Genomic DNA, 22,611 nt, shown 5'->3' with positions numbered 1-22,611 from the left:
CGGCCTTTAAAAATGGGGTCGGCAACGGATGCTGTCGAGCCATGCGGACAGCGGATGTTTGGGGTCGATCAGGCCGTATCGACGGCAGGCTTCGATCGTGACCAGCTGGGCATCGTGCATCATGTGTCCGCACAACATGGCATCGAGCAGGGTGGGGATGTCCATCAGTTCAAAACCGGCAACTTCGCCGTCTTGGTTGGCGGGTTGGAAGTCTTCGGGCAGGACGATGTCGAAAATATACAGGATTTCGTTGTGGACACCGCGATTAACGGGGCGCAAACTATATATTTGGGCAGTCGGTCGGATATGGGGTGTCAGAGAAGCGGGAATACCAGCTTCTTCTTCGCCCTCGCGGCAGACGGCTTCAGACGGCCTCTCGCCGCTGCTGATACCGCCGCCGGTCAGGTTGTCGAGTTTGTTCGGATCAACGGCTTTGTGCGGACTGCGGCGGCCTATCCAAAAGCGCAAACCGTCTTCTGTTTCGACCAATCCGTTCAAATGCACTGCCTGACTCATCAGGCCGAACGGGCGGAAGGCGGCGCGTTCGAGTGCACATAAAGGCTTGCCCGACTGGTCGCAGATGTCGAACTTTTCACCGCGCCAACCCTTGAGCCAACCGCACTCGCGCCATTGTTGCGCCAGCGTTTGCAAACTGTCGCCCATTTCCGCCCAGCTGTCGGTTTCCAAATTCAGGCCGTCTGAAAGGGTCGACTGCCTGCCTGTCCAATCGCGCCCGAGGCGTTCGCGCCATAACGGGTTCAGACGGCCTAAAGGCAGGCCGTTGAGATACAGAATGCACCAATCGTCGGATGCGCCATAGCTTGTTTGCGCCCAATCCCACAATGCGTCGTGGATATCGGGTGTGAATACTTGTTCAAAACGGAAAGACTGAGACATGGCGCATCCTCCAAAAGAACTAAAGATACGTCGATTTTAGCCGTTTACGGCGAATTTGCAAAACAACCGCACTACCCGAAAACCGCTATAATAGAGTAAATCATCCGAAACGAGCACATCATCATGAGTGAATTGACCGATATCCTTTCCTACAACCAACGTTTCGTTGAATCGGGAGAGTACGAAAAATATTTCACCAACAAATACCCCGGCCGCGAGCTGGCCATCCTCTCCTGTATGGACGCGCGCATTATCGAATTGTTGCCCAATGCGTTGGGTTTGAAAAACGGCGATGCCAAGCTCATCAAAAACGCCGGCGCGCTGGTAACCCATCCTTGGGGTTCGGTAATGCGCAGTTTGTTGGTGGCCGTATTTGAACTCAAAGTCAAAGAAATTATGGTCATTGCCCACCATGACTGCGGTATGCGCGGATTACACGCCGAAGAGTTCCTCCAACGCGTACACGACAGCAATATCCCCGACGACCGCATCGAAACCCTGCGCAATGCCGGTATCGATTTGGACGGCTGGCTGACCGGTTTTGACAACGTCGAAGACAGCGTGCGCCATACCGTCGAGCTGATTCGCAAACATCCGCTGATGCCCGACAACATCGCCATCCACGGCCTGGTCATCCACCCGACCACAGGCAAGCTCAACCTGATTGTTGACGGCAGCCTGCCCGCTTCAGACGGCCAAAACATCTAACGCAGACACAACCACGAAATGAAAAACATCGGATTATTCGGCGGCACGTTTGACCCCATCCACAACGGCCACCTCCACATCGCCCGCGCCTTTGCCGACGAAATCGGTTTGGACCTCGTCGTCTTCCTGCCGGCAGGCGACCCGTACCACAAAGACAGCACGCGCACGCCGGCGCAAGAGCGCCTCAATATGGTCGAACTCGCCATCGCCGACGAGCCGAAATTCGCCGCCAGCGACTGCGACATCGTCCGCGACGGCGCGACTTATACGTTTGACACCGTCCAGATCTTCCGCCAGCAGTTTCCCGGCGCGCAACTGTGGTGGCTGATGGGCAGCGACAGCCTGATGCAGCTGCACACATGGAAAAAATGGCAAACCCTCGTGCGCCAGACCCATATCGCCATTGCCATGCGCCAAGGCGACAACCTCAACAAAACCCCGCGCGAATTGCACGCATGGCTCGGCGAAGCCCTGCAAAACGGCAGCGTTCGCATCCTCAACGCGCCGCTGCACAACACCAGCTCCACCCAAATCCGTGCCAATCTCGCCAAAACGCACCATTCAGACGGCCTGCCACAACCCGTCGCCCAATACATCCGCCAACACAAACTCTATGAAAAATAGCGTTTATTCAGGCAGATAAGCTATAATGCCGTCTGAAAACATTTCAACTAGGAAAACAATGAACGAACAAGAATTGCAAGACCTGCAAAAAATGGTCGAAGTGGCCGTAAACGCCCTCGAAGACATCAAAGCCAAAGACATCTCCGTTTTGGAAACCCAAGACAAAACCTCCCTGTTCGCCCGCATGATTATCGCCAGCGGCGACAGCACACGCCAAGTTAAAGCACTGGCCAACAACGTTGCCGTCGATTTGAAAGAAGCCGGTTTCGAAATCCTCAGCACCGAAGGCGACAGCGGCGAATGGACGCTCGTCGACGCAGGCGACCTCGTTGTCCACGTCATGCTCCCTGCCGTGCGCGACTTCTACGACATCGACACCTTGTGGGGCGGAGAAAAACCGAGTTTCCACGCCGGTATGCAAAAACCTTGGCACGCCGCCGACTAAAACACCCATACAAAGGCCGTCTGAAACTTGAAAGCAAGCAAGTTTCAGACGGCCTTTTGCTATAATTCCATTCTTTTCACATTATTTGATTCATTGCACCATCATGCCGCAACCCGATTTCGCCCAAACCCTCTCCAAAGACCGCCATTTTCTGCGATCTGCCTTTAAAAACCCCAATAAATACGGCGGCTTGGCCAAAGTTGAGGAAAAATACAAAAAATCGCACGACCTCTATCTGCAACGCCTGTCCAAACTGCCCAAGCCCGAATTCGACAACACGCTGCCTGTTCACGAAAAACTCGACGAAATCAAAAAAGCCATTGCCGAAAATCAGGTAACGATTATTTGCGGCGAAACCGGTTCGGGCAAAACCACGCAGCTGCCCAAGATTTGTTTGGAACTCGGGCGTGGGGCGGCAGGTTTGATCGGGCATACCCAGCCGCGCCGTTTGGCCGCGCGTTCCGTAGCAGAGCGGATTGCCGAAGAGCTGAAATCCGAAATCGGCAGCGCGGTCGGCTATAAAGTGCGTTTTACCGACCACACCTCGCGTGATGCCTGCGTCAAGCTGATGACTGACGGCATCCTGTTGGCAGAAACCCAGACCGACCGTTATCTCGCCGCCTACGACACGATTATCATTGACGAAGCGCACGAACGCAGCCTGAACATCGACTTCCTCTTGGGCTACCTGAAACAACTGCTGCCGCGCCGCCCCGATTTGAAAGTCATCATCACCTCGGCAACGATAGACGCAGAACGCTTCTCCCAACACTTCAACGGCGCCCCCGTTTTAGAAGTAAGCGGGCGTACCTATCCCGTTGAAATCCTCTACCGACCGCTGACCAGCAAAGACGAAGACGACGCGGAAGTAGAGCTGACCGACGCGATTGTCGATGCGGCGGACGAATTGGTGCGACACGGCGAAGGCGATATTTTGGTGTTCCTACCGGGAGAACGCGAAATCCGCGAAGCCACCGAAGCCCTGCGCAAATCCACGCTGCGCCGCAACGACGAAATCCTGCCCCTGTTCGCACGCCTGTCGCACGCCGAGCAGCACAAAATCTTCCACCCCTCAGGCGCGAAACGCCGCGTCGTGTTAGCAACCAACGTCGCCGAAACCTCGCTCACCGTGCCGGGCATCAAATACGTCATCGACACCGGCCTCGCGCGCGTCAAACGCTATTCCGCACGGGCGAAAGTGGAGCAGCTTCATGTCGAAAAAATCTCCCAAGCTGCCGCACGCCAACGCTCCGGCCGCTGCGGCCGCGTCTCCGCAGGCGTATGTATCCGACTGTTTTCAGAAGAAGATTTCAACAGCCGCCCCGAATTTACCGACCCAGAAATCGTCCGCAGCAACCTCGCCGCCGTCATCCTGCGTATGGCATCACTGAACTTGGGCGACGTAGCAGCATTCCCATTTTTAGAAATGCCCGATTCGCGGTATATCAATGACGGTTTTCAGGTGTTGCTGGAGTTGGGTGCGGTGGAGGAAATGTGATTTCAAACAACTAGAAAAAGAAATTACACAAAAATACCGTTTGGAAAATAAATTTCAGATGGTATTTTGCATTTTCAGACTGTCTGAATACTACACAATTTCCGCTAACGCATTGGCAACGTGCCACATCAATACAGGCGGAATGGCATTGCCAATTTGCCGATATGCCTGAATATCACTCACAGGAAATTGAAAGGTATCAGGGAATGATTGAATACCAGCCGCTTCTCGCGGTGTAAAACGGCGATATAATTCTTTGTCTTTATCAACCAATAAAACTGGGTCTCGTGAGTTTAAACTGGTTTTTGCCAAATGTGCCGTAATAGTTAAGCATTGTCCTTGCAAATCCTGATATAAACCGCGTTTCATGTTATTTTTCGCATTTTTCATGCCTAAAACAGCTTTTTCTGAAAAATAATATTTAGGATTATCAATCGCCAAGGTAGTAATGATTTTTTCTAATTTTACAAAAGGTTTTTGATATAAATTAGGCTGTTCGGCATGAGTTTCCATAGGGAATGTATAGTGTTTCTGAATATCTTTGCGAACACCTACCATAAATACACGTTCACGTTTTTGCGGAATACCGAAATTTGCTGCCAACAATAATTTATATTGAACTTCATATCCTGCTTGTTTAAATTCGGTTAATACTTTTTGTAAAATTTTCCCTTTTTGCAAAGTCATTAAACCCTTAACATTTTCAAAAACAAAATATTTAGGCTGTTTGATTTGCAATACTTTTACCAATTCTTTATATAAATTAGCGCGTGCGTCATTGGTGTCTTTACTGGGATTAACCGTGCTGAAAGATTGGCATGGGAAACCGCCTAATAATAAATCAAAATCATCAAGCTCTTGAATATTTAAATTCTTAATATCATCACAAATCGCAGGGTGTTCAAAATTAGCGTTATACGTTTGCACAGCAAATTTATCAAAATCCAAAGCGTAAACAATTTCAAACGGCAATTTAGGATAAGTTTGCCCCAAGTATTCAAATCCGCCCAATAATCCCAAATCAGAACCACCACAACCACAAAACAACGATACAACTTTTAATTTTTCACTCATAAAACATTATCCACTTCAACCGAAACATCTACGCTATTTGCCCAAAAATCCATGCGATACATGGTTGGCATAACGTAAATAATCCCCTGTTCATTCTTCTCAAAAGGATTGATTATTTTGCGAATATAAATTTTATGAGCTGTAAAATACACACGATAAATCATGTAGGCTGCCTGAAATTGCTCCGCAGCAACCCATTCTTTGCGTGTTAAATTAACAGTTTCTATCCAATCGTGATTATCTAAATCAGGTGAAGTAACACGAATGGTTGATTTCACTTCAATAAATCTATCAAAATCAGGATTATTTGGGTTTTCATCAGCGGCAACTGATTTTACATCGTAGCCCAAACCACGAATTTCACCCACAAGCTGAACTTGATTGACTAAGCGTTGATTGTATTTTTTCACACGTTCTTGCTCTAACTGAAATACCAATTCCTCGCCCATTTTACCTAATTCATTTTTGTCTATTTTTTTACTTACTTGATGTTGATATGGCAAAACTGTATTCAAAACTTGAGCATTTTTTAGAGCAATTTGAGCAAAATATTCTGCCCATTCCATTTCAATGCGTTTGCCAATGTATTCTTCATTTAAATCAAATTGGTAAATATCAAATTGAAGTGGCGTATTGTATTCTTTGATAAATAATTGAATTAACTCATTTTCATGATGATTTAATTGTACGGCTTTACTGTTTCGATTTTCATCAATCACAATCAAATTCGCCAATACCAATAAATTCAACAATTCTCTAATATGTTGAAAATCATGAGATGTTACAGGAACACGTTTTAATGAATTCTTTTGACTATTAGAAATAATCGTATCCAATACTTCTTTTGGTGTAACTTTGCCTTGCAGCACTTCCAACGCATTCAACACATAATAGCCAATATGGTAAGTAGTTATGGTAAATTTTACCTGTTCCGCTTCTGCCAATAACGCCAAAATAAAATGAAACGGTTTGAATTTAATCTTCTTGTTAATACGTTCTGTGATGGTTTGAATTTTTTGTGTACCGTTTGGGAATTGAAAATTTAAGCATAAATTTTTAAAAAATGCAGGTTGGTCTTGGTCGTTTACTAATTTACTATTACTTGGGCTTTCATATACCAAACCATTTTTTTTGAAGTACAAACCAAATAATTTACCTGCAATTTCAGTAATATGATTTCTAATAGTTTTCTGTTGATTTTTGCCTAATTCATTGTAATTTTTCTGATAAAAAGATTGCGATAATTTATTGTTAAATTGTTGATTAAAAATGTTTTCATCGGCTGGACAAATATCCGCCACAATCGTGGAATAAGTTGGCAATAAATCATCTAATTCTTTTTGTGCTTTACCGCGAATAATGTCGCAACGATATTGAATATCGGGGTTAAACATAATGTTATATCCTTATAAAAACAATTTCATTTTTTCGGCAATCGCTTTTGCAAGCATAGGCGGAACAGCATTGCCAACTTGGCGTAATTGACTGGTTTTTGTTCCTAAAAAAATAAAATCATCGGGAAATGATTGAATACGCGCACTTTCTCGAACTGTTGGTACACGGTTAAATTGATAGTGAAAATGATGATTGTGTCCCGTATCAATTGTAAAACTTGGCTTTTGGCTGTTTAAGCGTGTCCATGCAATATTGACGTTTCTCGTCTGGCGCAAATGTTCAGGTAGGCTTTTGTAATTGCCGCCATCAGGTACGAGAGCGATAATTTCTTTTGTTTTGTCATTATGTTGAGTGATTTGATGATTAAACAAGCCAGTTGCATTTTGGCGCATCATGTGTTGATATTCGCTGCTGCCTAAAAGTGGATAAGCCGCGCCATCATCAACCGAATAATCAGGTAAATCAGAAATGGCTTGTTTGGTAGTAACATATTGATTAACCGTTTGTTTCGGAAATTCAAATGTTGTGCCGTTTTTAAATCCCACAAAAAATGCGCGTTTACGATTTTGCGGTACCCCATAATCAGAAGCCATTAAAATTTGACTTTTGACGATATAGCCTAGCTGCTCAAAATCTTGAGTAATTTGTTGTTTAATCGCTCCTTTTCCCATTGACATTATATTAGGGACATTTTCCATTAGAAATGCTTTGGGCTGATAAAAACGGACAAAATCCACAAACGCTTTATAAAGTTGATTGCGTTCATCATCAATCATGCGTTTACCGGCGATAGAGAAACCTTGACATGGTGGCCCACCAATAATCACATCTATTTGTTTAATTTGAGTTTGTTGGGAGATTTGTTCGGGTGTGATGTTGAATAAATCAGCGACAATGCCTTGTGTGCCTTTGTGTGTGGCGGTGTAGGTGGTAATCGCGTCTTGCCAATAATCTATGCCCAATTTGACATCAAAACCAGCTTGAATAAAACCAAGCGATAAGCCGCCACAGCCGCAAAATAAATCTAAAACAGTAGGTTGGTGTGTGTTATTCATCATATTTTCAAAAATAAGATTTCAGGTGGCCTGAAAAAGCAGAATTATAACTTAGGATAGAACAAATACCGTCTTAAATATTGCTTTAAGACAACATTATCTGTTATTTTTCAGGCAGCCTAAAAGCCCCAAAACCGCACTATCAATTAACTCCTATTGGCAAACAAATAGGTCAACTACTAATTGACACCAAAGTCAGCCGAATACTGATTGCTGCACAACAAAATGACTGCATGGCAGAAATATTGGTGATTGCGTACGCGCTGTCGATTCAAGACTCACGCGAGCGGCCGCTGGAGGCGCGCGATGTGGTAGCCAAAGCTACCGACAAGCAGTCTGATTTCCTTGCCTACCTGAACATTTGGGACAGCTTCCAGCGCGAGCGCGACAAAGGTTTGTCCAATAAGCAGCTGGTGCAATGCTGCCCCAATATTTCCTGTCGCACCTGCAGATGCGTGAGTGGCGTGCGATTGAAATGGGTTTAACCACCAAGGAAGTGACTTTCAGACGATCTTCCGAAGTCAAGCAACTTTTATTGTGAACTTCCCATTATGAAAAAATCCCTTTTCGTTCTCTTTCTGTATTCATCTCTCCTTACCGCCAGCGAAATTGCCTATCGCTTTGTATTTGGGATTGAAACTCTGCCGGCTGCGAAAATGGCGGAAACGTTTGCGCTGACATTTGTGATTGTTGCGCTGTATCTGTTTGCGCGTTATAAGGTGACGCGTTTGCTGATTGCGGTGTTTTTTGCGCTCAGCATTATTGCCAACAATGTGCATTACGCGGTTTATCAAAGTTGGATGACGGGCATTAATTATTGGCTGATGCTGAAAGAGGTTACCGAAGTTGGCAGCGCGGGCGCGTCGATGTTGGATAAGTTGTGGCTGCCTGCGTTGTGGGGCGTGGCGGAAGTCGTGTTGTTTTGCAGCCTTGCCAAGTTCCGCCGTAAGACGCATTTTGCCGCCGATATTTTGTTTATTGCGGCGATGTTGCTGATTTTTGGACGTTCATTCAGTACAACACAGGAACACGGTATTTCGCCCAAACCGACATACAGCCGCATCAAAGCCAATTATTTCAGCTTCGGCTATTTTGTCGGGCGCGTGTTGCCGTATCAGTTGTTTGATTTAAGCAAGATTCCTGTGTTCAAACAGCCTGCGCCAAGCAAAACCGGGCAGGGCGGTATTCAAAATATCGTCCTGATTATGGGCGAAAGCGAAAGTGCGGCGCATTTGAAATTGTTTGGCTACGGACGCGAAACTTCGCCGTTTTTAACCCAGCTGTCGCAAGCCGACTTTAAGCCGATTGTGAAGCAAAGCTATTCTGCCGCTTTGATGACGGCTGTGTCCCTGCCCAGCTTTTTCAATGCGATACCGCATGCCAACGGCTATGAGCAAATCAGCAGCGGCGATACCAATATGTTCCGCCTCGCCAAAGAGCAGGGCTATGAAACGTATTTTTATAGCGCGCAGGCGGAAAACGAGATGGCGATTTTGAACTTAATCGGTAAGAAATGGATAGACCATTTGATTCAGCCGACGCAGCTTGGCTACGGCAACGGCGACAATATGCCTGATGAGAAGCTGCTGCCGCTGTTCGACAAAATCAATTTGCAGCAGGGCAAGCATTTTATCGTGTTGCACCAACGCGGTTCGCACGTCCCATACGGCGCATTGTTGCAGCCTCAAGATAAAGTATTCGGCGAAGCCAATATTGTGGATAAGTACGACAACACCATCCACAAAACCGACCAAATGATTCAAACCGTATTCGATCAGTTGCAAAAGCAGCCTGACGGCAACTGGCTGTTTGCCTATACCTCCGATCATGGCCAGTATGTGCGCCAAGATACCTACAATCAAGGCACGGTGCAGCCCGACAGCTATCTCGTGCCGCTGGTGTTGTACAGCCCGGATAAGGCCGTGCAACAGGCTGCCAACCAAGCTTTTGCGCCTTGCGAGATTGCCTTCCATCAGCAGCTTTCAACGTTCCTGATTCACACGCTGGGCTACGATATGCCGGTTTCAGGTTGTAGTGAAGGCTCGGTAACGGGCAATCTGATTACAGGCGATGCAGGCAGCTTGAACATTCGCGACGGCAAAGCGGAATATGTTTATCCGCAATAAGCGGCGTGAAAACCAATAAAGACAAATTTAGATGATGTCGGGGAAGATGCCCGACCGACAAGACTATGCAAAATATGAAAAACCAAGTACGCGGATCAGGCATGGATGCCCGATCCAACCCAGCCAATGTTTCAGACGGCCTGCAAAACAGTTCGGGCCATATTGGTGCCAACACGCGCTACCGTCTGACCAAGCTCGGCGAACAAATGGCGCGCCTGCCCATCGACCCGAAAATCGCGCGCATTTTGCTTGCGGCGAAGAAACACGACTGCATGGCGGAAATATTGGTGATTGCGTCCGCGCTGTCGATTCAAGACCCGCGCGAGCGGCCGTTGGAAGCGCGCGATACTGCGGCTAAGGCGCATGAACGCTTTACCGACAAGCAATCCGACTTTCTTGCCTACCTGAATATTTGGGACAGCTTCCAGCGCGAGCGCGACAAAGGTTTGTCCAACAAGCAGCTGGTGCAATGGTGCCGCCAATATTTTCTGTCGCACCTGCGGATGCGCGAGTGGCGCGAGCTGCACCACCAGCTTGCCCAAACCGCGATTGAAATGGGTTTGACCACCAAAGAAGCCGCGTTTCGACAACCTCCTACCCAAGAACAATTAAGGCCGTCTGAAAGCCAAGGCGATCAAGATTTGGCGGCCAAACTCAAACAAAAACAACTGGACAAGAAACAACACCGCGCCCAAATCCGTGCCGCCAAAGAAGCCGGCTACGAACAAATCCACCGCGCCCTGCTCACCGGCCTTATCGCCAACGTCGGCATGAAATCGCCCGACGGCAACGACTATACCGGCGCGCGCGGCAGCCGTTTCCACCTTTTTCCTGCATCAGCCCTGTTCAAAGCCAAGCCCAAATGGGTAATGGCGGCAGAATTGGTTGAAACCACGCGCCTTTACGCGCGCGACGTCGCCGTTATTCAGCCCGAATGGATAGAGCAGGAAGCGCCGCACCTCGTCCGCTACCATTATTTCGAGCCGCACTGGGAACAAAAACGCGGCGAAGTCGTCGCCAGCGAACGCGTGACGCTTTACGGCCTGACCGTATTGCCGCGCCGCCCCGTGTCTTACGGCAAAGTTGCACCTGAAGAAGCGCGCGAAATCTTTATCCGCGGCGCATTGGTGGCGCAGGAAAGCAATCTTCAGACGGCCTTTTTTGCCCACAATAAAAAGCTGATTAAAGAAATTACCGAACTCGAACATAAATCGCGCAAGCAAGACGTATTGGTCGATGACGAAGCCCTGTTTGCGTTTTATAACGAACGACTGCCCAAGCTGGTGTGGAAAGACGCGAAAGGCGGCGTTTGGGGAAGCGAAGAGGGCGGACAAACCCAGTCGGACAAGACAGCCGATCAAAACGGACAAGCAAACCAGCGCAACGCAGGGCGTGTGGCGCAAGCCACGCACGCGGATTCCAACGATACGGACAAGCGCGAGCGTGAACCGAGTTCACATACCCGGCAAAATGTTTCAGACGACCCCAAACCCCAAAAGCGGCCAGCATCTCAAAAAGGCCGTCTGAAACCTTTGCCCCTTGCCGATATCCGCACCTTTGAAGCCTGGCTCAAAACCGCCGAGCGCGACAATCCGCGTCTGCTGTTTCTCAGTCGCGACGATTTGATGCAACACGCCGCCGCGCACATTACCGAAGAGCAGTTCCCCAAATTTTGGCAAACCGCAGACGGCAAGTTCAAACTTTCCTACCGCTTCGAGCCGCACCATCCACTCGACGGCGTGACCATGACCGTACCGCTGACCGTCCTCAACCGCCTGCATGCGCCGTCGCTCGAATGGCTGGTGCCCGGTATGTTGCGCGAAAAAATCCAGCTGCTGATTAAAGCCCTGCCGAAGCAAATCCGCCGCATTTGCGTGCCCGTACCCGATTTCATCACCAAATTTCTCGAAAGCAATCCCGACCGCCAAGCGGCCATCATTCCCCAGTTGGCGCACTTTATCGCCAAAAGCGCCGGCGATATGCGGATTCTCGAGCAAATCGACCAAGACGCATGGGCGGCGCAAGAATTGCCCGAACACTGCTATCTGAATCTGCGCATTATCGACGACGGCGGACAAGAGCTCGCCGGCGGCCGCAAACTGCACGAATTGCAACAACAACTCGGCCAAGCCGCCGCCGTCACCTTCCGCGACAACACCCAAGAATTCGAGCGCGACAACGTTACCGCATGGGACATCGGCACCCTGCCCGAATCCATCAAATTCGCACGCGGCAAACAACAGCTCACCGGCTACCTCGGCCTGCAAAAAGAAAAAGACGGCCGCATCGCCCTGCGCCTGTTCGACACCACCGAAGCCGCCGAACAGGCACACCGTCAAGGCGTCATCGAATTGATGAAGCTGCAATTAAAAGAGCAGGTAAAAGATTTGAACAAAGGCATCCAAGGCTTTACCCAAGCCGCCATGCTGCTCAAACATATCAACGCCGACACCCTGCGCGACGACCTCACCCAAGCCGTCTGCGACCGCGCCTTTATCGGCGAAGACGAGCTGCCGCGCAACGAAAAAGCCTTCAAAGAGCAAATCAAACGCGCCCGCAGCCGCCTGCCCGCCGTCAAAGAAGCCCTCAGCCGCTACTTGCAGGAAACCGCAGCCGCCTACGCCGAACTCAACGGCAAACTCGGCAAACATCCATTGACCCACCTCCTAAGACTACGCCTGCAAACCCTGCTCGCCGCCGGCTTCGCCACCCGCACCCCGTGGGCACAATGGCCACGCCTCCCCATCTACCTCAAAGCCATGACCCTACGCCTCGAAAAATACAGTAGCAACCCCGCCCGAGACGCAGCTCGCGAAGCCGATATTCAAGAACTGGAACAAATGTGGCAGGAAAAAACAGATAGCCTGATCAAACAAGGCCTCCCCATTTCAGACGGCCTTGCAGGGTTTAAGTGGATGATTGAAGAATTGAGGGTATCGCTGTTTGCGCAGGAATTGAAGACGCCGTATCCGGTGTCGGTGAAGAGGTTGTTGAGGGAATGGGAGAGATTGAAATAAATATAATTATTTATTATATTATCATTACAACATAGATCTATTTGTGAAATGAGGAAATCGTGACTACACAAAAAATTTCATGTTTGCTTTTTAGGACGCATAAAGAACCTTCTGAAGTCGACTTGGAAGCAAATATTTTTCTAGATGAATTACACCTCAATTTATGGGATTTTGATAATAAATGTACATATCTAGATTTAGGCTTATTAATTGATATAACTTCTCTGGAAAAATTAGATAAAAAAGAATTATTTATTAGTATACCTGGAAAGTATGAGTTTGCAGATTTCCTAGACCTAGGAAAGGAACTATCCTCTAATTTAGATATGGTTACTGCTATTTTTAACGAGCCTACTATATCGACAACAAAAAACCAAACATTTACCGCAATAACAAGAAATAAGAAAAATATTATTATAATTCCATTTTTAATACATAAAACATTTAAATTCTCCTATAGGGAAGATATTCTCTGTACCGAAATTATTATTGATTTAAAAAAAATAGCACAAATCGTTAAAGATAATAATTTAAATTCAATAGAGTCAAAGCATGCCTACATTAGGTTTAGAGTTAAAACAGCATCTAAGACTAACTTTATAAAATCATTTACACCAGAAGATGAAGGAGTTTTAAGCTCGACTATAAAATCTAAAATATTAGATGTAAGGATTAATGAAAGTAGATGGTTGCCATCATTTTTAATGGATAATTGCCATTTAGAATTTGTAAAATTTAAAAAAATTCACTTTTTCTTGATAATTAATCAAGAGTATGAACTTGGGGATCACAGTAAAAACTATAATACTAGCCGCTCTCTAACACAAGAGGATATTTGGCAAAAATATCTTTTTCTGAATAAAGGAGATAACATAGTTCAAAATAGTTTAGGTTATCACTGGAAAATGGATAATGGTGATAAGTCGACAGAAAGTTTTAGTCTTTTAGGTAGGTTTTCTAGAATTGAGACATCTACGTGTAAAATTTTCATGTTCTTGTTATTTATATTACTCATAGGATTAGTTTCAAGTTCTTTGGTAAATTTAATAATTATTTTTTTTACAGAGCATGGTAGTATAATACGTAATCCTAACTTTTATATATTATCTTTCTCCATTATATTAATATGCTCATTAGTTTTTAAAAAAAAATTACTAAATTTGTACACAATTATCTTCAATCACTCCCTCGATGAAATTTAAAATGGATATCCTAATATCAATGCATCCTGAGTTTATTACACAAATTAATTTGGGACTAAAGAAGTTCGAATATAGAAAGACATTACCCAAATTAAGTGTAAATACAGTTTATATTTATGGTACGAGCCCTCTCTCAAGGGTTGTTGCAAAGTTTGAGGTAAAACGAGTAATTTCTGATAATTTAATTTCTTTATGGGAAAAAACCAATTATAATTCAGGTATAACGAAAGAAAGGTTCTTCCAATATTTTGGAGAACACAATAATGGTTATGCTATAGAAATAGTAAACTTTAGATTGCTTCCTCATCCTCTGCAAATAGAAGAATTCTGTGGAAAGAAACATCCTCCACAAAATTTCTACTACCTAAAACAAGGAGTATAAGATGACGTATCACTTTATTTTTGCCCCCAATGCTCTGTCTCCTTACGCTTCCTTATCTTTATTTAATAATGAAAATCAAATTCAGCGCCAAGAGATAGTAGGAACACCTCTTATTGACTCTAATCTTATTATAGAACAAGAGAATATTGCTTTACCTTTAATTAATCATGTATTTGCTAATTTGAACCAGTTGTCTCAGCAATATCCAGATTTTGAGAATTGGTTAGAGCAAAAAGTATTTACTGGTCTCTATAACAAAACTCGCTCAATCTTACTTGAATGGCGTGATGGGAAGATTGCTGGTTTGGCAATTCTAAAAAATGAGATTGAAGAAAAGAAATTATGCTGTTTAAGGATCATGCCTGAATTCCAAAATAAAGGGATTGGTATAAAGTTGTTCCAAAGATCTTTTGCTGAGTTAGGGACGGAGAAGCCTTTACTTTCTGTAAGTGAACAAAAACTTTCTGAATTTGAGAAGATTTTTAATTATTTTGGTTTTGTTCAAACAGAAAAATATTTTGATTTATATAAACAAAATACGATAGAAATATCATATAACGGTTATTTAAAATAAACCAAAGGCCGTCTGAAGTACTTTCAGACGGCCTTTTTATATTCATATCCCTATTTATTTTTCCAACCGTGCAATCAGTTCATCGGCCAAGTCCAGATAAGCCTGGGTGCCTTTGGCGTGGGCGTCGTAGGCGAGGGCGGGGAGGCCGTGGCTGGGGGCTTCGGCGAGGCGGATGTTGCGGGGGATGACGGTATCGAAGAGCAGGTTGCCGAAGTGTTGTTTGAGCTGTTCGCTGACTTCGACGACGAGGCGGCTGCGGCTGTCGTACATGGTGCGGACGATGCCGGTTACGTCGAGGTCGGGGTTGATGGCTTGGCGGATTTTGCGGACGGTGGCCACGAGGTCGGAAATGCCTTCGAGGGCGTAGTATTCGCAAAGCATTGGGACGATGACGCCGTTGGCGGCGACTAAGCCGTTGAGGGTGAGCAGGGTCAGGGACGGGGGGCAGTCGATGAGGACGTAGTCGTAGTTGTTGGCAACGAGCTGCAGGGCGTTTTTGAGGCGGATTTCGCGTGCGATTTCTTGGACGAGTTCGACTTCTGCGCCGGCCAGTGTGCGGTTGGCGCCCAATACGTCGTAGCCGCCTTCTTTGCTGCGGACGACGGCGTTGGGGATGTCGGTTTCGCCGAGGACAACTTGGTAAACGCCGTTTTCGATGGTGGCTTTGTTGATGCCGCTGCCTGTAGTGGCGTTGCCTTGGGGGTCGAGGTCGACGACGAGGACGCGGCGGCCTTTGGAGGCCAGGGAGGCGGCTAGGTTGACGGTGGTGGTGGTTTTGCCGACTCCGCCTTTTTGGTTGGCGACGGCGAGGATTTGTGCGCTCATGTGCTTTGCTGTCGTGTTAAGTGTGGATGGCTGGATTGTACCGTTATTCGGTATGCTTGGGTTGTTTTCAGACGGCCTTTTTGCGGATGATGACGATATGGCGTTCGGCATTGAGTTGGGGGACGTGCAATGCTTCGACTTTTTCGACGGCGACGCTTTCGGATAGTTTGTCGATTTCTTCTTGCGGATATACGCCTTTCATGGCCGCCCAGTAGCCGCCGTCTTTGAGGAGGTGCTCGGTCCAGTTGACGAAGTCGGCGAGTTCGGCAAAGGCGCGGCTGGTGATGACGTCGGCGCGGCAGTCGGCGGCGGCTTCTACGCGGCCGCTGATGATGCGGACGTTTTTAAGGCCGAGTTCGATGACGGCTTGTTGCAGAAAGGCGGTTTTTTTGGTGTTGGCATCGAGGAGGGTGATGTCGAGGTCGGGGCGGCAGATGGCGGTGGGTATGCCGGGCTGTCCGCCGCCGGAGCCGACGTCGAGCATGGTTTGTGCGTGTTCAATATAGGGCAGGAGGGTCAGGCTGTCGAGCAGGTGGTGGCTGACGGTTTGGGCGGGATCGCGCAGGGCGGTCAGGTTGTAGGTTTTGTTCCACTTTTGCAGCAGGGCGGCATAGTCTAGGAGTTTGGCCTGTTTGGCTTCGTCGATGTCCAAACCCAGTGCCTGTATGCCGTCGCGGAGCTGTTGCGCCTGATTCATTTGTTATTCCTTATTGGTTAAAACGCGTTGGATATAATGGTAACGGAAAGCATGCCGTCTGAAAATGTTTGTGCTTGTTGAATCAACGTTTCATCTTGTGAAAGACGATGGGCTGCTCCGGCGCGCGCGTGAGCTGTTTGGGCAGGGTCAGCATGGCGATGATCCACACGGAGAGTGTGTAGTAGAACACGCCTTGCCCGCGCATACCGGCCAATGCGGCATTGCCTAAGATGGCTTCAAAAATCAAGCCTGCCGCCGCCGAGGCACACGCTGCGACACCGGCAAGGAAGATGGCGTAACGCGAATGCCGGCGCATCATTTTTTTATACGCCAGCTTGGTCAGTCCGCCGGCAATCGGCAGGTTGAGGAAGGCAAACATGCCGCAGACAAACCATGCGACGGAATCCTGCCAGCCGCTTTGCCATGCCCACGCGCCGTCTTTGACCGTTATCAGCAGGCCTTGGCCGTCTGAAAAGGCGATTTGCACGATATTGTGCAATATCATCGCCAGCGGCAGGGTGAGGAACATCAGTGCGACCAATAGGGGGCGGTAGGGCTTTTCTTGTGTCAGATACATGGCGGTTTGCCTTGTTGCAGGATAAGTCGAAATGATAGCAGATTGGCGGTTGATTCACGTTTGTTAGCGCTGAAATTGCTGACAAAAACGGTCAATTAAAAAAGAAATGAAAAATTCTTTTTTCTTGGCAAACGTTGGCAGATAAAGGTTAAGAAAACGTTTTCAGACGGCCTAATCTCTTATTTTTATATGAACCGAACAGAAAATCTTTGCATTTCTCCGTAAAATCTACTAAATTCTCAATAACATATTATAAAGACCTGAAATCTGGAACCCAAACCGAAACTGCCTTCCGCCATTTACGCTCGGAAACTCAGCAGGCAACAAAGTTTCACACACAACAAAAATACAAAATAATTCCTATGAAATCAGTTGTTTATAATGATAGATAACCACAAGGCAAACCATGCCTGACTTTAGTAGGAGTAAAACCATGGCTGAAGCAACCGATGTCGTATTAGTAGGCGGCGGCATTATGAGCGCCACTTTGGGCGTATTGCTCAAAGAACTCGAACCATCTTGGGAAATCACCCTGATCGAACGCTTGGAAGATGTAGCGTTGGAATCATCAAATGCATGGAACAATGCCGGTACGGGACACTCTGCGCTGTGTGAATTGAACTATGCGCCCCTGACTGCCGACGGTACGATCGATCCGACCCGTGCCCTCAATATTGCCGAACAATTCCATATCAGCCGCCAATTTTGGGCGACTTTGGTCGAAGAAGGCAAACTGACCGACCGCACTTTCATCAATTCCGTCCCCCATATGTCGCTGGTGATGAACGCCGACCATTGCAGTTATCTGCAAAAACGTTTCGACGTGTTCAAAAACCAAAAACTCTTTGAAAAAATGGAGTTTTCTACTGACCGTGCCAAAATTGCCGAATGGGCGCCGCTGGTTGTCAACGGCCGTGATGAAAACCAATCCATCGCTGCCAACTACTCCGCCGAAGGCACAGACGTCGATTTCGGCAGCCTGACCCGCCAGATGGTCAAATACTTGAGCGACAAAGGCGTAAAAATCAAATTCAACCGCCATGTCGACGACCTCAACCGCGAATCGGACGGCGCATGGGTGCTGAAAACCAGCAGCACCAAAGACGATGACGACCCGTTGACACTCCGCACCCGTTTCGTCTTCCTCGGCGCAGGCGGCGGCGCACTGACCCTGCTGCAAAAATCCGGTATCCCCGAAGGCAAAGGCTACGGCGGCTTTCCGGTTTCCGGCCTCTTCTTCCGCAACAGCAATCCCGAAACGGCCGCGCAACACAACGCCAAAGTGTACGGCCAAGCCTCCGTCGGCGCGCCCCCTATGTCCGTTCCGCATTTGGATACCCGCAACGTGGACGGCCAACGCCATTTGATGTTCGGCCCGTATGCAGGCTTCCGCCCCAACTTCCTCAAACAAGGCTCGCTTATGGATTTGCCGATGTCCATCCACATGGACAACCTCTATCCTATGCTCCGTGCCGGTTGGGCTAATATGCCGTTGACAAAATACCTCTTGGGCGAATTGCGTAAAACCAAAGAAGAACGCTTCACTTCGCTCTTAGAGTATTATCCGGAAGCCAATCCTGACGATTGGGAACTGATTACCGCCGGTCAGCGTGTGCAAATCATCAAAAAAGACCCAAAAAAAGGCGGCGTACTCCAATTCGGTACCGAAATCGTCGCCCATGCCGACGGCTCGCTGGCCGCATTGCTGGGCGCGTCCCCAGGTGCATCAACCGCCGTACCTTTGATGATTAAGCTGATCAACCAATGCTTCCCAGATCATGCCGAATCATGGTCAGGCCGTCTGAAAGAATTGGTGCCCGGCTACGGTATCAAGCTGAACGACAATCCGACTTTGGCGGACGAAATCATCAGCCACAACGCGTCCGTTTTGGGCATTCATCACTAAGTTGAAGCAGACACAAAGGCGGGCATTCTTGCCCGCCTTTTTTCAAACCATTAAAATAGCGGCATTCAGGCCGTCTGAAATCTAATCTGCAGCAGCATGTTGCACGACTCAAACCCGAAAATCAGCCCCAATAGAAAAACGCCATGACCGATATTCTCAACAAAATCCTTGCCACCAAAGCAGAAGAAGTGGCCGCCCAAAAAGCCGCCGTTTCTTTGGAAGACATCAAAGCCCAAGCGCAGGCAGCCGCGCCGGTTCGCAACTTTATCGGCTCGATCCGTGAAAAACACGCGCAGAATCTGCCAGCCATTATTGCCGAAGTCAAAAAAGCCAGCCCGAGCAAAGGCCTGATCCGTCCTGATTTTCATCCTGCCGAAATCGCCGTTGCCTATGAAAAAGCCGGCGCGGCCTGTTTGTCCGTGTTGACGGACGAACCTTACTTCCAAGGCTCGCCCGAGTATTTGAAACAGGCGCGTGCGGCCGTGGCGCTGCCGGTCTTGCGTAAAGATTTCATCATCGACGAATACCAAATCTATCAGGCGCGTGCGTGGGGTGCGGATGCGGTTCTTCTGATTGCCGCCGTATTGGAAGCCGGGCAGCTTGAGCGTTTTGAAGCCGTTGCCCACGAATTGGGCATGACTGTCTTGTTGGAATTGCACGATGCGTCCGAGCTGGAAAAATGCCGCAACATGACCACGCCGCTGTGGGGCGTCAACAACCGCAACCTGCGTACGTTTGAAGTGACCCTGCAACAAACCCTCGACCTCTTGCCTGAATTGAACGGCAAAACCGTTGTAACCGAAAGCGGCATCCGCAACAAAGAAGACGTCGATTTCATGCGCAGCCATGGCGTGCATACTTTCCTGATCGGCGAAACCTTTATGCGAGCCGACGATATCGAAGCCGAAGTCAAAAAACTGTTCTAAACCCTAAAAAGCATCAGGCCGTCTGAATTTTCAGACGGCCTGAATCCATTGGAGACGAGAAAAAATGTTTACCGTACAGCGCATTTACGCCTATCAACCCGATTCTAAACAAACCGCCGTCTTTATCGACCGCCTCTATCCGCGCGGCGTCCGCAAAGAGGTTTTTGCCACTGCGCTCTGGCTGAAAGACATTACGCCCAGTGCAAACCTGCGCCGCTGGTATCACGAAAATCCGGCTCAAAATTTCGACGGTTTTGTCAGCCGTTATCATGAAGAGCTGCAAGGCGATACCGAGCAGGCAGCCATCAAACGGCTGCTGGATTTGGAAAAACAGCACGGCAATATTTTATTGCTGACCGCCGTCAAAGACCCCCGACATTCCCACGTCTCCGCACTGGCTCAATTTTTAGGCACAACGTTTGAATATCGCGATTAAAAAATCAGTGTTTGGGCTGAATACAAAAAGGCCGTCTGAAATCAAGGTTTCAGACGGCCTGCTATTTTCAAATCAAGAAGGATAACGGTGTGCCACCAATTTTCCGTCTATGTATTCGCCGATATAGACTTGCGAGGCTTCAAGGTGGAGGCGGTCGAGTTCCTGTTGCAGCCATTCTTCATCACGCTTAATGATTTCGAGGATGTCGGGGTCAACTTGGCCGTCTGTAATCAGCGGATAGCGCAGGCTTTCGTCGCCGTACTTAATGACGGCGAGCTGGCCGTTTTGTTCCATCACGGCACGTTTGACAGCAGAGATTTCGTAGATGCCGGCGGCGCGGAGTTTGAACATGAGGTCGTGTGCGCTGATGCCGTTTTTCATGCATTCATCGGTTTGGATTTTGCCGTTGACGATAACCCAGACGGATTTGCCGTCAATGATGGATTTGACCCAGCGGTTGTGGTTTTTGATGAATTTCAGGCTCAAGACCAACAGCGTCCACAAAATCAGCACGAGGAAAAATTGCAACAGGCCGACGCTGTCGCTGTAAATCACGCCGCCGATGATGCCGCCGAGTACATAGTTTTGCACTTGGTCCATGGCGGAGGTCGGCGCGAGGTTGCCTTTACCTAAGAGGTTGATTTGCAAAATCAAACCTAAAATACCCATCAGTAGTTTGAGGGCGAGCAGGGAGTATGCTTCCATGTGTGTGTATCCTGTTATTCTTTATCGATGAGTTCGATATTGTTGTTGACCAAATTGATGGGCGTCAGCGTGTAGGCGGAGAAGTCTTGATTGAAATGGACTTCGTAATATTGGCTTTTGATGCCGATAATCATGCCGTTGAACAGGCGCGTGCTGTTGACGATGATGTCTTGTTTTTCAACTTTTTGGTTTTCAATCAAGGCATTGAGAAAACCCACCATGCGCGAAGTATCGGCGGCAAAGTTTTGACGCTCGCTGTATGAAAGATATTGCGTGCCGCAGATGAGGATGAGCAACAACAGCGCAATAATGCTCAGGTCGCGGTATTTGGTGTCCATGCGGTGGCGCAGGTATTGCGATACGGCGAGCAGGAGGACGACGAGGGCGGCGAAAATCAGGATATATTTCAAGTAGTCGTGGAAATACATATGATTTTCAAGATAAAAGTGAGAAAAGAATTTCATGGTATTTGATAAATTTGGGAAGGGTAATAAGGCCGTCTGAAACTTACATTTCAGACGGCCTTGTCTATTAAACAAGGATGTTGCGTCAAGTTTTCAAAATAGGGTGTTTTTAAAGCGGTATCAGTTGATAAATCTGTCGTCTTTCATTTTCTTTTCGGATATGTATTTAATTGTACATTCATACACATATATATTTTTGATAGGTATTGGGTAGTATCACGGCAAGATCTTCCAGTGTCCAATTTCTATTGGACTGAAAGGTGGGAGAGTTTAATTCTTGCTGTTCGATTTTTTGCCACTCTGTGTTGGCTTTTGGGGCGAATTCTTTAGTAGTTTTTTCGAATGCGCGAATACCGATGCGGTTTCTCTTGCTGTATATTCTGCCTGCCAAGTAACGTTGTTCAGGAAACTCATGCTCATGCCCCTTCAAGTTACCACTGCAATAGTTTTGAGTAGCTTCAGTATCAGCCAGCCGATCGGCATCATGTAAAACAGCAAGATAGTGGCTTTTACCTTGCAAAATCAGCCAAGCTGCAAAGCCATAAGTATTGTATTTATGCTTACCACCGTACACCAAAGATAGCGCAGACCAAATTAATCTATTGGGACTGGCAATAATTGTGCATTCGTACATCTTAAAGAAATAATCGAAATATAATAAATCCTCATCTGGTAAAGATTCCAATAACCGATTCAAGTTTTGGTTGAATTCCCCAATATTGCGAGATTCAGGACGTGCTTGATCAATGATGTTCCAAAAATCGTTGATTGTCATGGCTCCAATCTTCCGAATAATCCGAGACAGGCATAGACGCCGAGTTTAAACACGTTCTTTTTCCAAAATGACGACGTAGGCTTCACGCACGAAAAACAGCAGCATGCGGCGCTGGTCTTTTTCCATGGTAACGACCTTCCATCCTTGCGAAGCGTGGCTGTTGAGGAAATCGCTGAATTTGACCGGATTGATTTTGGCGCTGCCGAAAACCAAACTGGAAAGCAGGTTCTCTTGATAAATGACGGCTTTATATTCTTTCATTTTATTCCTTTAAAAAATAAGGGGGCTTTAAAGCCCCCTGAT

General features: G+C 47.5%; 23 protein-coding genes and 1 pseudogene. 13 read left to right on the top strand and 11 right to left on the bottom strand.

Annotated elements, in window-relative coordinates:
- Positions 1-6: 6 nt before the first annotated feature.
- The gene (locus ACTHR7_RS07815; RefSeq protein WP_296186394.1) at positions 7-897 is read right to left on the bottom strand and encodes an NUDIX hydrolase; all 891 of its coding nucleotides are present in this window, start codon (positions 895-897) and stop codon (positions 7-9) included.
- 123 nt (positions 898-1,020) lie between these two features.
- Between ACTHR7_RS07815 and ACTHR7_RS07810 the strand changes: the two genes are divergently transcribed.
- From ACTHR7_RS07810 to hrpA, 4 genes are all read left to right on the top strand, one after another.
- Positions 1,021-1,605, top strand: coding sequence for a beta-class carbonic anhydrase (locus tag ACTHR7_RS07810; protein WP_070461258.1), 585 nt, complete (start codon positions 1,021-1,023; stop codon positions 1,603-1,605).
- 18 nt (positions 1,606-1,623) lie between these two features.
- Positions 1,624-2,229 carry a nicotinate-nucleotide adenylyltransferase gene (gene nadD / locus ACTHR7_RS07805; protein WP_003749340.1) on the top strand — a complete coding sequence of 202 codons (606 nt, stop codon included), beginning with the start codon at positions 1,624-1,626 and terminating at the stop codon, positions 2,227-2,229.
- A gap of 58 nt (positions 2,230-2,287) precedes the next feature.
- Positions 2,288-2,674, top strand: coding sequence for a ribosome silencing factor (gene rsfS, locus ACTHR7_RS07800; protein ID WP_002246503.1), 387 nt, complete (start codon positions 2,288-2,290; stop codon positions 2,672-2,674).
- Between the two features lie 103 nt (positions 2,675-2,777).
- A complete protein-coding gene (gene hrpA / locus ACTHR7_RS07795) occupies positions 2,778-4,172 on the top strand; it encodes an ATP-dependent RNA helicase HrpA (protein WP_440370622.1) in 1,395 nt (464 codons plus the stop codon).
- Positions 4,173-4,262: 90 nt separating this feature from the next.
- On the opposite strand, the gene ACTHR7_RS07790 is transcribed toward hrpA, so the two are convergent.
- Genes ACTHR7_RS07790 through ACTHR7_RS07780 form a run of 3 tightly spaced genes read right to left on the bottom strand, consistent with a single transcriptional unit; the run spans position 4,263 to position 7,696 of the window.
- A complete protein-coding gene (locus ACTHR7_RS07790) occupies positions 4,263-5,246 on the bottom strand; it encodes a DNA cytosine methyltransferase (protein WP_440370621.1) in 984 nt (327 codons plus the stop codon).
- The gene (locus ACTHR7_RS07785; RefSeq protein ID WP_440370620.1) at positions 5,243-6,640 is read right to left on the bottom strand and encodes a protein NO VEIN domain-containing protein; all 1,398 of its coding nucleotides are present in this window, start codon (positions 6,638-6,640) and stop codon (positions 5,243-5,245) included. The genes ACTHR7_RS07790 and ACTHR7_RS07785 overlap by 4 nt, the downstream gene beginning before the upstream one ends.
- A gap of 12 nt (positions 6,641-6,652) precedes the next feature.
- Entirely contained in the window at positions 6,653-7,696 is a 1,044-nt protein-coding gene (locus ACTHR7_RS07780; RefSeq protein WP_440370619.1) for a DNA cytosine methyltransferase, read from the bottom strand.
- A 95-nt stretch (positions 7,697-7,791) separates the two neighbouring features.
- Here ACTHR7_RS07780 and ACTHR7_RS07775 point away from each other — a divergent pair.
- The 6 genes and pseudogenes from ACTHR7_RS07775 to ACTHR7_RS07750 all read left to right on the top strand — a co-directional run.
- Positions 7,792-8,228, top strand: a pseudogene (locus ACTHR7_RS07775) (hypothetical protein); the annotation flags it as partial.
- Positions 8,229-8,244: 16 nt separating this feature from the next.
- Positions 8,245-9,822 carry a phosphoethanolamine transferase gene (locus tag ACTHR7_RS07770; RefSeq protein ID WP_440370631.1) on the top strand — a complete coding sequence of 526 codons (1,578 nt, stop codon included), beginning with the start codon at positions 8,245-8,247 and terminating at the stop codon, positions 9,820-9,822.
- A 65-nt stretch (positions 9,823-9,887) separates the two neighbouring features.
- Positions 9,888-12,839, top strand: coding sequence for a DUF3418 domain-containing protein (locus ACTHR7_RS07765; RefSeq protein ID WP_440370618.1), 2,952 nt, complete (start codon positions 9,888-9,890; stop codon positions 12,837-12,839).
- A gap of 59 nt (positions 12,840-12,898) precedes the next feature.
- Positions 12,899-14,041, top strand: a complete 1,143-nt coding sequence (locus ACTHR7_RS07760) for a hypothetical protein (protein ID WP_440370617.1) — start codon at positions 12,899-12,901, stop codon at positions 14,039-14,041.
- Between the two features lies 1 nt (position 14,042).
- Positions 14,043-14,423 carry an ASCH domain-containing protein gene (locus ACTHR7_RS07755; protein WP_070823085.1) on the top strand — a complete coding sequence of 127 codons (381 nt, stop codon included), beginning with the start codon at positions 14,043-14,045 and terminating at the stop codon, positions 14,421-14,423.
- Position 14,424: 1 nt separating this feature from the next.
- A complete protein-coding gene (locus ACTHR7_RS07750; RefSeq protein WP_440370616.1) occupies positions 14,425-14,997 on the top strand; it encodes a GNAT family N-acetyltransferase in 573 nt (190 codons plus the stop codon).
- A 54-nt stretch (positions 14,998-15,051) separates the two neighbouring features.
- Here ACTHR7_RS07750 and ACTHR7_RS07745 read toward each other — a convergent pair whose 3' ends face one another.
- The 3 genes from ACTHR7_RS07745 to ACTHR7_RS07735 form a co-directional block, all read right to left on the bottom strand.
- On the bottom strand, positions 15,052-15,822 hold the full coding sequence (locus tag ACTHR7_RS07745; protein WP_440370615.1) for a ParA family protein: 771 nt from the start codon (positions 15,820-15,822) through the stop codon (positions 15,052-15,054).
- A 67-nt stretch (positions 15,823-15,889) separates the two neighbouring features.
- Positions 15,890-16,519, bottom strand: a complete 630-nt coding sequence (rsmG, locus tag ACTHR7_RS07740; RefSeq protein WP_440370614.1) for a 16S rRNA (guanine(527)-N(7))-methyltransferase RsmG — start codon at positions 16,517-16,519, stop codon at positions 15,890-15,892.
- 82 nt (positions 16,520-16,601) lie between these two features.
- Positions 16,602-17,096, bottom strand: coding sequence for a hypothetical protein (locus tag ACTHR7_RS07735; RefSeq protein WP_070712209.1), 495 nt, complete (start codon positions 17,094-17,096; stop codon positions 16,602-16,604).
- Between the two features lie 433 nt (positions 17,097-17,529).
- Here ACTHR7_RS07735 and ACTHR7_RS07730 point away from each other — a divergent pair, with 433 nt between their 5' ends.
- The 3 genes from ACTHR7_RS07730 (at position 17,530) to ACTHR7_RS07720 (ending at position 20,364) form a co-directional block, all read left to right on the top strand.
- Positions 17,530-19,002 carry a malate:quinone oxidoreductase gene (locus ACTHR7_RS07730; RefSeq protein ID WP_070814109.1) on the top strand — a complete coding sequence of 491 codons (1,473 nt, stop codon included), beginning with the start codon at positions 17,530-17,532 and terminating at the stop codon, positions 19,000-19,002.
- Positions 19,003-19,145: 143 nt separating this feature from the next.
- Positions 19,146-19,928, top strand: coding sequence for an indole-3-glycerol phosphate synthase TrpC (gene trpC, locus ACTHR7_RS07725; RefSeq protein WP_440370613.1), 783 nt, complete (start codon positions 19,146-19,148; stop codon positions 19,926-19,928).
- 64 nt (positions 19,929-19,992) lie between these two features.
- Entirely contained in the window at positions 19,993-20,364 is a 372-nt protein-coding gene (locus tag ACTHR7_RS07720) for a DUF488 domain-containing protein (RefSeq protein ID WP_296185075.1), read from the top strand.
- 72 nt (positions 20,365-20,436) lie between these two features.
- On the opposite strand, the gene ACTHR7_RS07715 is transcribed toward ACTHR7_RS07720, so the two are convergent.
- The 4 genes from ACTHR7_RS07715 to ACTHR7_RS07700 form a co-directional block, all read right to left on the bottom strand.
- A complete protein-coding gene (locus tag ACTHR7_RS07715; protein WP_049336846.1) occupies positions 20,437-21,069 on the bottom strand; it encodes a DUF421 domain-containing protein in 633 nt (210 codons plus the stop codon).
- A 14-nt stretch (positions 21,070-21,083) separates the two neighbouring features.
- On the bottom strand, positions 21,084-21,533 hold the full coding sequence (locus tag ACTHR7_RS07710; protein WP_440370612.1) for a DUF3290 family protein: 450 nt from the start codon (positions 21,531-21,533) through the stop codon (positions 21,084-21,086).
- Between the two features lie 178 nt (positions 21,534-21,711).
- On the bottom strand, positions 21,712-22,308 hold the full coding sequence (locus tag ACTHR7_RS07705) for a DUF4240 domain-containing protein (protein ID WP_003749374.1): 597 nt from the start codon (positions 22,306-22,308) through the stop codon (positions 21,712-21,714).
- A gap of 45 nt (positions 22,309-22,353) precedes the next feature.
- On the bottom strand, positions 22,354-22,569 hold the full coding sequence (locus tag ACTHR7_RS07700) for a DUF4177 domain-containing protein (protein WP_003749376.1): 216 nt from the start codon (positions 22,567-22,569) through the stop codon (positions 22,354-22,356).
- Between the last annotated feature and the right edge of the window lie 42 nt (positions 22,570-22,611).

It is taken from the genome of Neisseria sp. P0007.S010, from assembly GCF_051962875.1.
GTDB lineage: Bacteria > Pseudomonadota > Gammaproteobacteria > Burkholderiales > Neisseriaceae > Neisseria > Neisseria subflava_A.
The sequence above is the reverse complement of the archived record's forward strand: the minus strand, read 5'-3'. Positions and strand labels throughout refer to the sequence as shown.

Coding starts and splice junctions, on each gene's coding strand:
- ACTHR7_RS07815 (WP_296186394.1), bottom strand. CDS start 897: ATGTCTCAGTCTTTCCGTTTTGAACAAGTATTCACACCCGATATCCAC.
- ACTHR7_RS07810 (WP_070461258.1), top strand. CDS start 1,021: ATGAGTGAATTGACCGATATCCTTTCCTACAACCAACGTTTCGTTGAA.
- nadD (WP_003749340.1), top strand. CDS start 1,624: ATGAAAAACATCGGATTATTCGGCGGCACGTTTGACCCCATCCACAAC.
- rsfS (WP_002246503.1), top strand. CDS start 2,288: ATGAACGAACAAGAATTGCAAGACCTGCAAAAAATGGTCGAAGTGGCC.
- hrpA (WP_440370622.1), top strand. CDS start 2,778: ATGCCGCAACCCGATTTCGCCCAAACCCTCTCCAAAGACCGCCATTTT.
- ACTHR7_RS07790 (WP_440370621.1), bottom strand. CDS start 5,246: ATGAGTGAAAAATTAAAAGTTGTATCGTTGTTTTGTGGTTGTGGTGGT.
- ACTHR7_RS07785 (WP_440370620.1), bottom strand. CDS start 6,640: ATGTTTAACCCCGATATTCAATATCGTTGCGACATTATTCGCGGTAAA.
- ACTHR7_RS07780 (WP_440370619.1), bottom strand. CDS start 7,696: ATGAATAACACACACCAACCTACTGTTTTAGATTTATTTTGCGGCTGT.
- ACTHR7_RS07765 (WP_440370618.1), top strand. CDS start 9,888: ATGCAAAATATGAAAAACCAAGTACGCGGATCAGGCATGGATGCCCGA.
- ACTHR7_RS07755 (WP_070823085.1), top strand. CDS start 14,043: ATGGATATCCTAATATCAATGCATCCTGAGTTTATTACACAAATTAAT.
- ACTHR7_RS07750 (WP_440370616.1), top strand. CDS start 14,425: ATGACGTATCACTTTATTTTTGCCCCCAATGCTCTGTCTCCTTACGCT.
- ACTHR7_RS07745 (WP_440370615.1), bottom strand. CDS start 15,822: ATGAGCGCACAAATCCTCGCCGTCGCCAACCAAAAAGGCGGAGTCGGC.
- rsmG (WP_440370614.1), bottom strand. CDS start 16,519: ATGAATCAGGCGCAACAGCTCCGCGACGGCATACAGGCACTGGGTTTG.
- ACTHR7_RS07735 (WP_070712209.1), bottom strand. CDS start 17,096: ATGTATCTGACACAAGAAAAGCCCTACCGCCCCCTATTGGTCGCACTG.
- ACTHR7_RS07730 (WP_070814109.1), top strand. CDS start 17,530: ATGGCTGAAGCAACCGATGTCGTATTAGTAGGCGGCGGCATTATGAGC.
- trpC (WP_440370613.1), top strand. CDS start 19,146: ATGACCGATATTCTCAACAAAATCCTTGCCACCAAAGCAGAAGAAGTG.
- ACTHR7_RS07720 (WP_296185075.1), top strand. CDS start 19,993: ATGTTTACCGTACAGCGCATTTACGCCTATCAACCCGATTCTAAACAA.
- ACTHR7_RS07715 (WP_049336846.1), bottom strand. CDS start 21,069: ATGGAAGCATACTCCCTGCTCGCCCTCAAACTACTGATGGGTATTTTA.
- ACTHR7_RS07710 (WP_440370612.1), bottom strand. CDS start 21,533: ATGAAATTCTTTTCTCACTTTTATCTTGAAAATCATATGTATTTCCAC.
- ACTHR7_RS07705 (WP_003749374.1), bottom strand. CDS start 22,308: ATGACAATCAACGATTTTTGGAACATCATTGATCAAGCACGTCCTGAA.
- ACTHR7_RS07700 (WP_003749376.1), bottom strand. CDS start 22,569: ATGAAAGAATATAAAGCCGTCATTTATCAAGAGAACCTGCTTTCCAGT.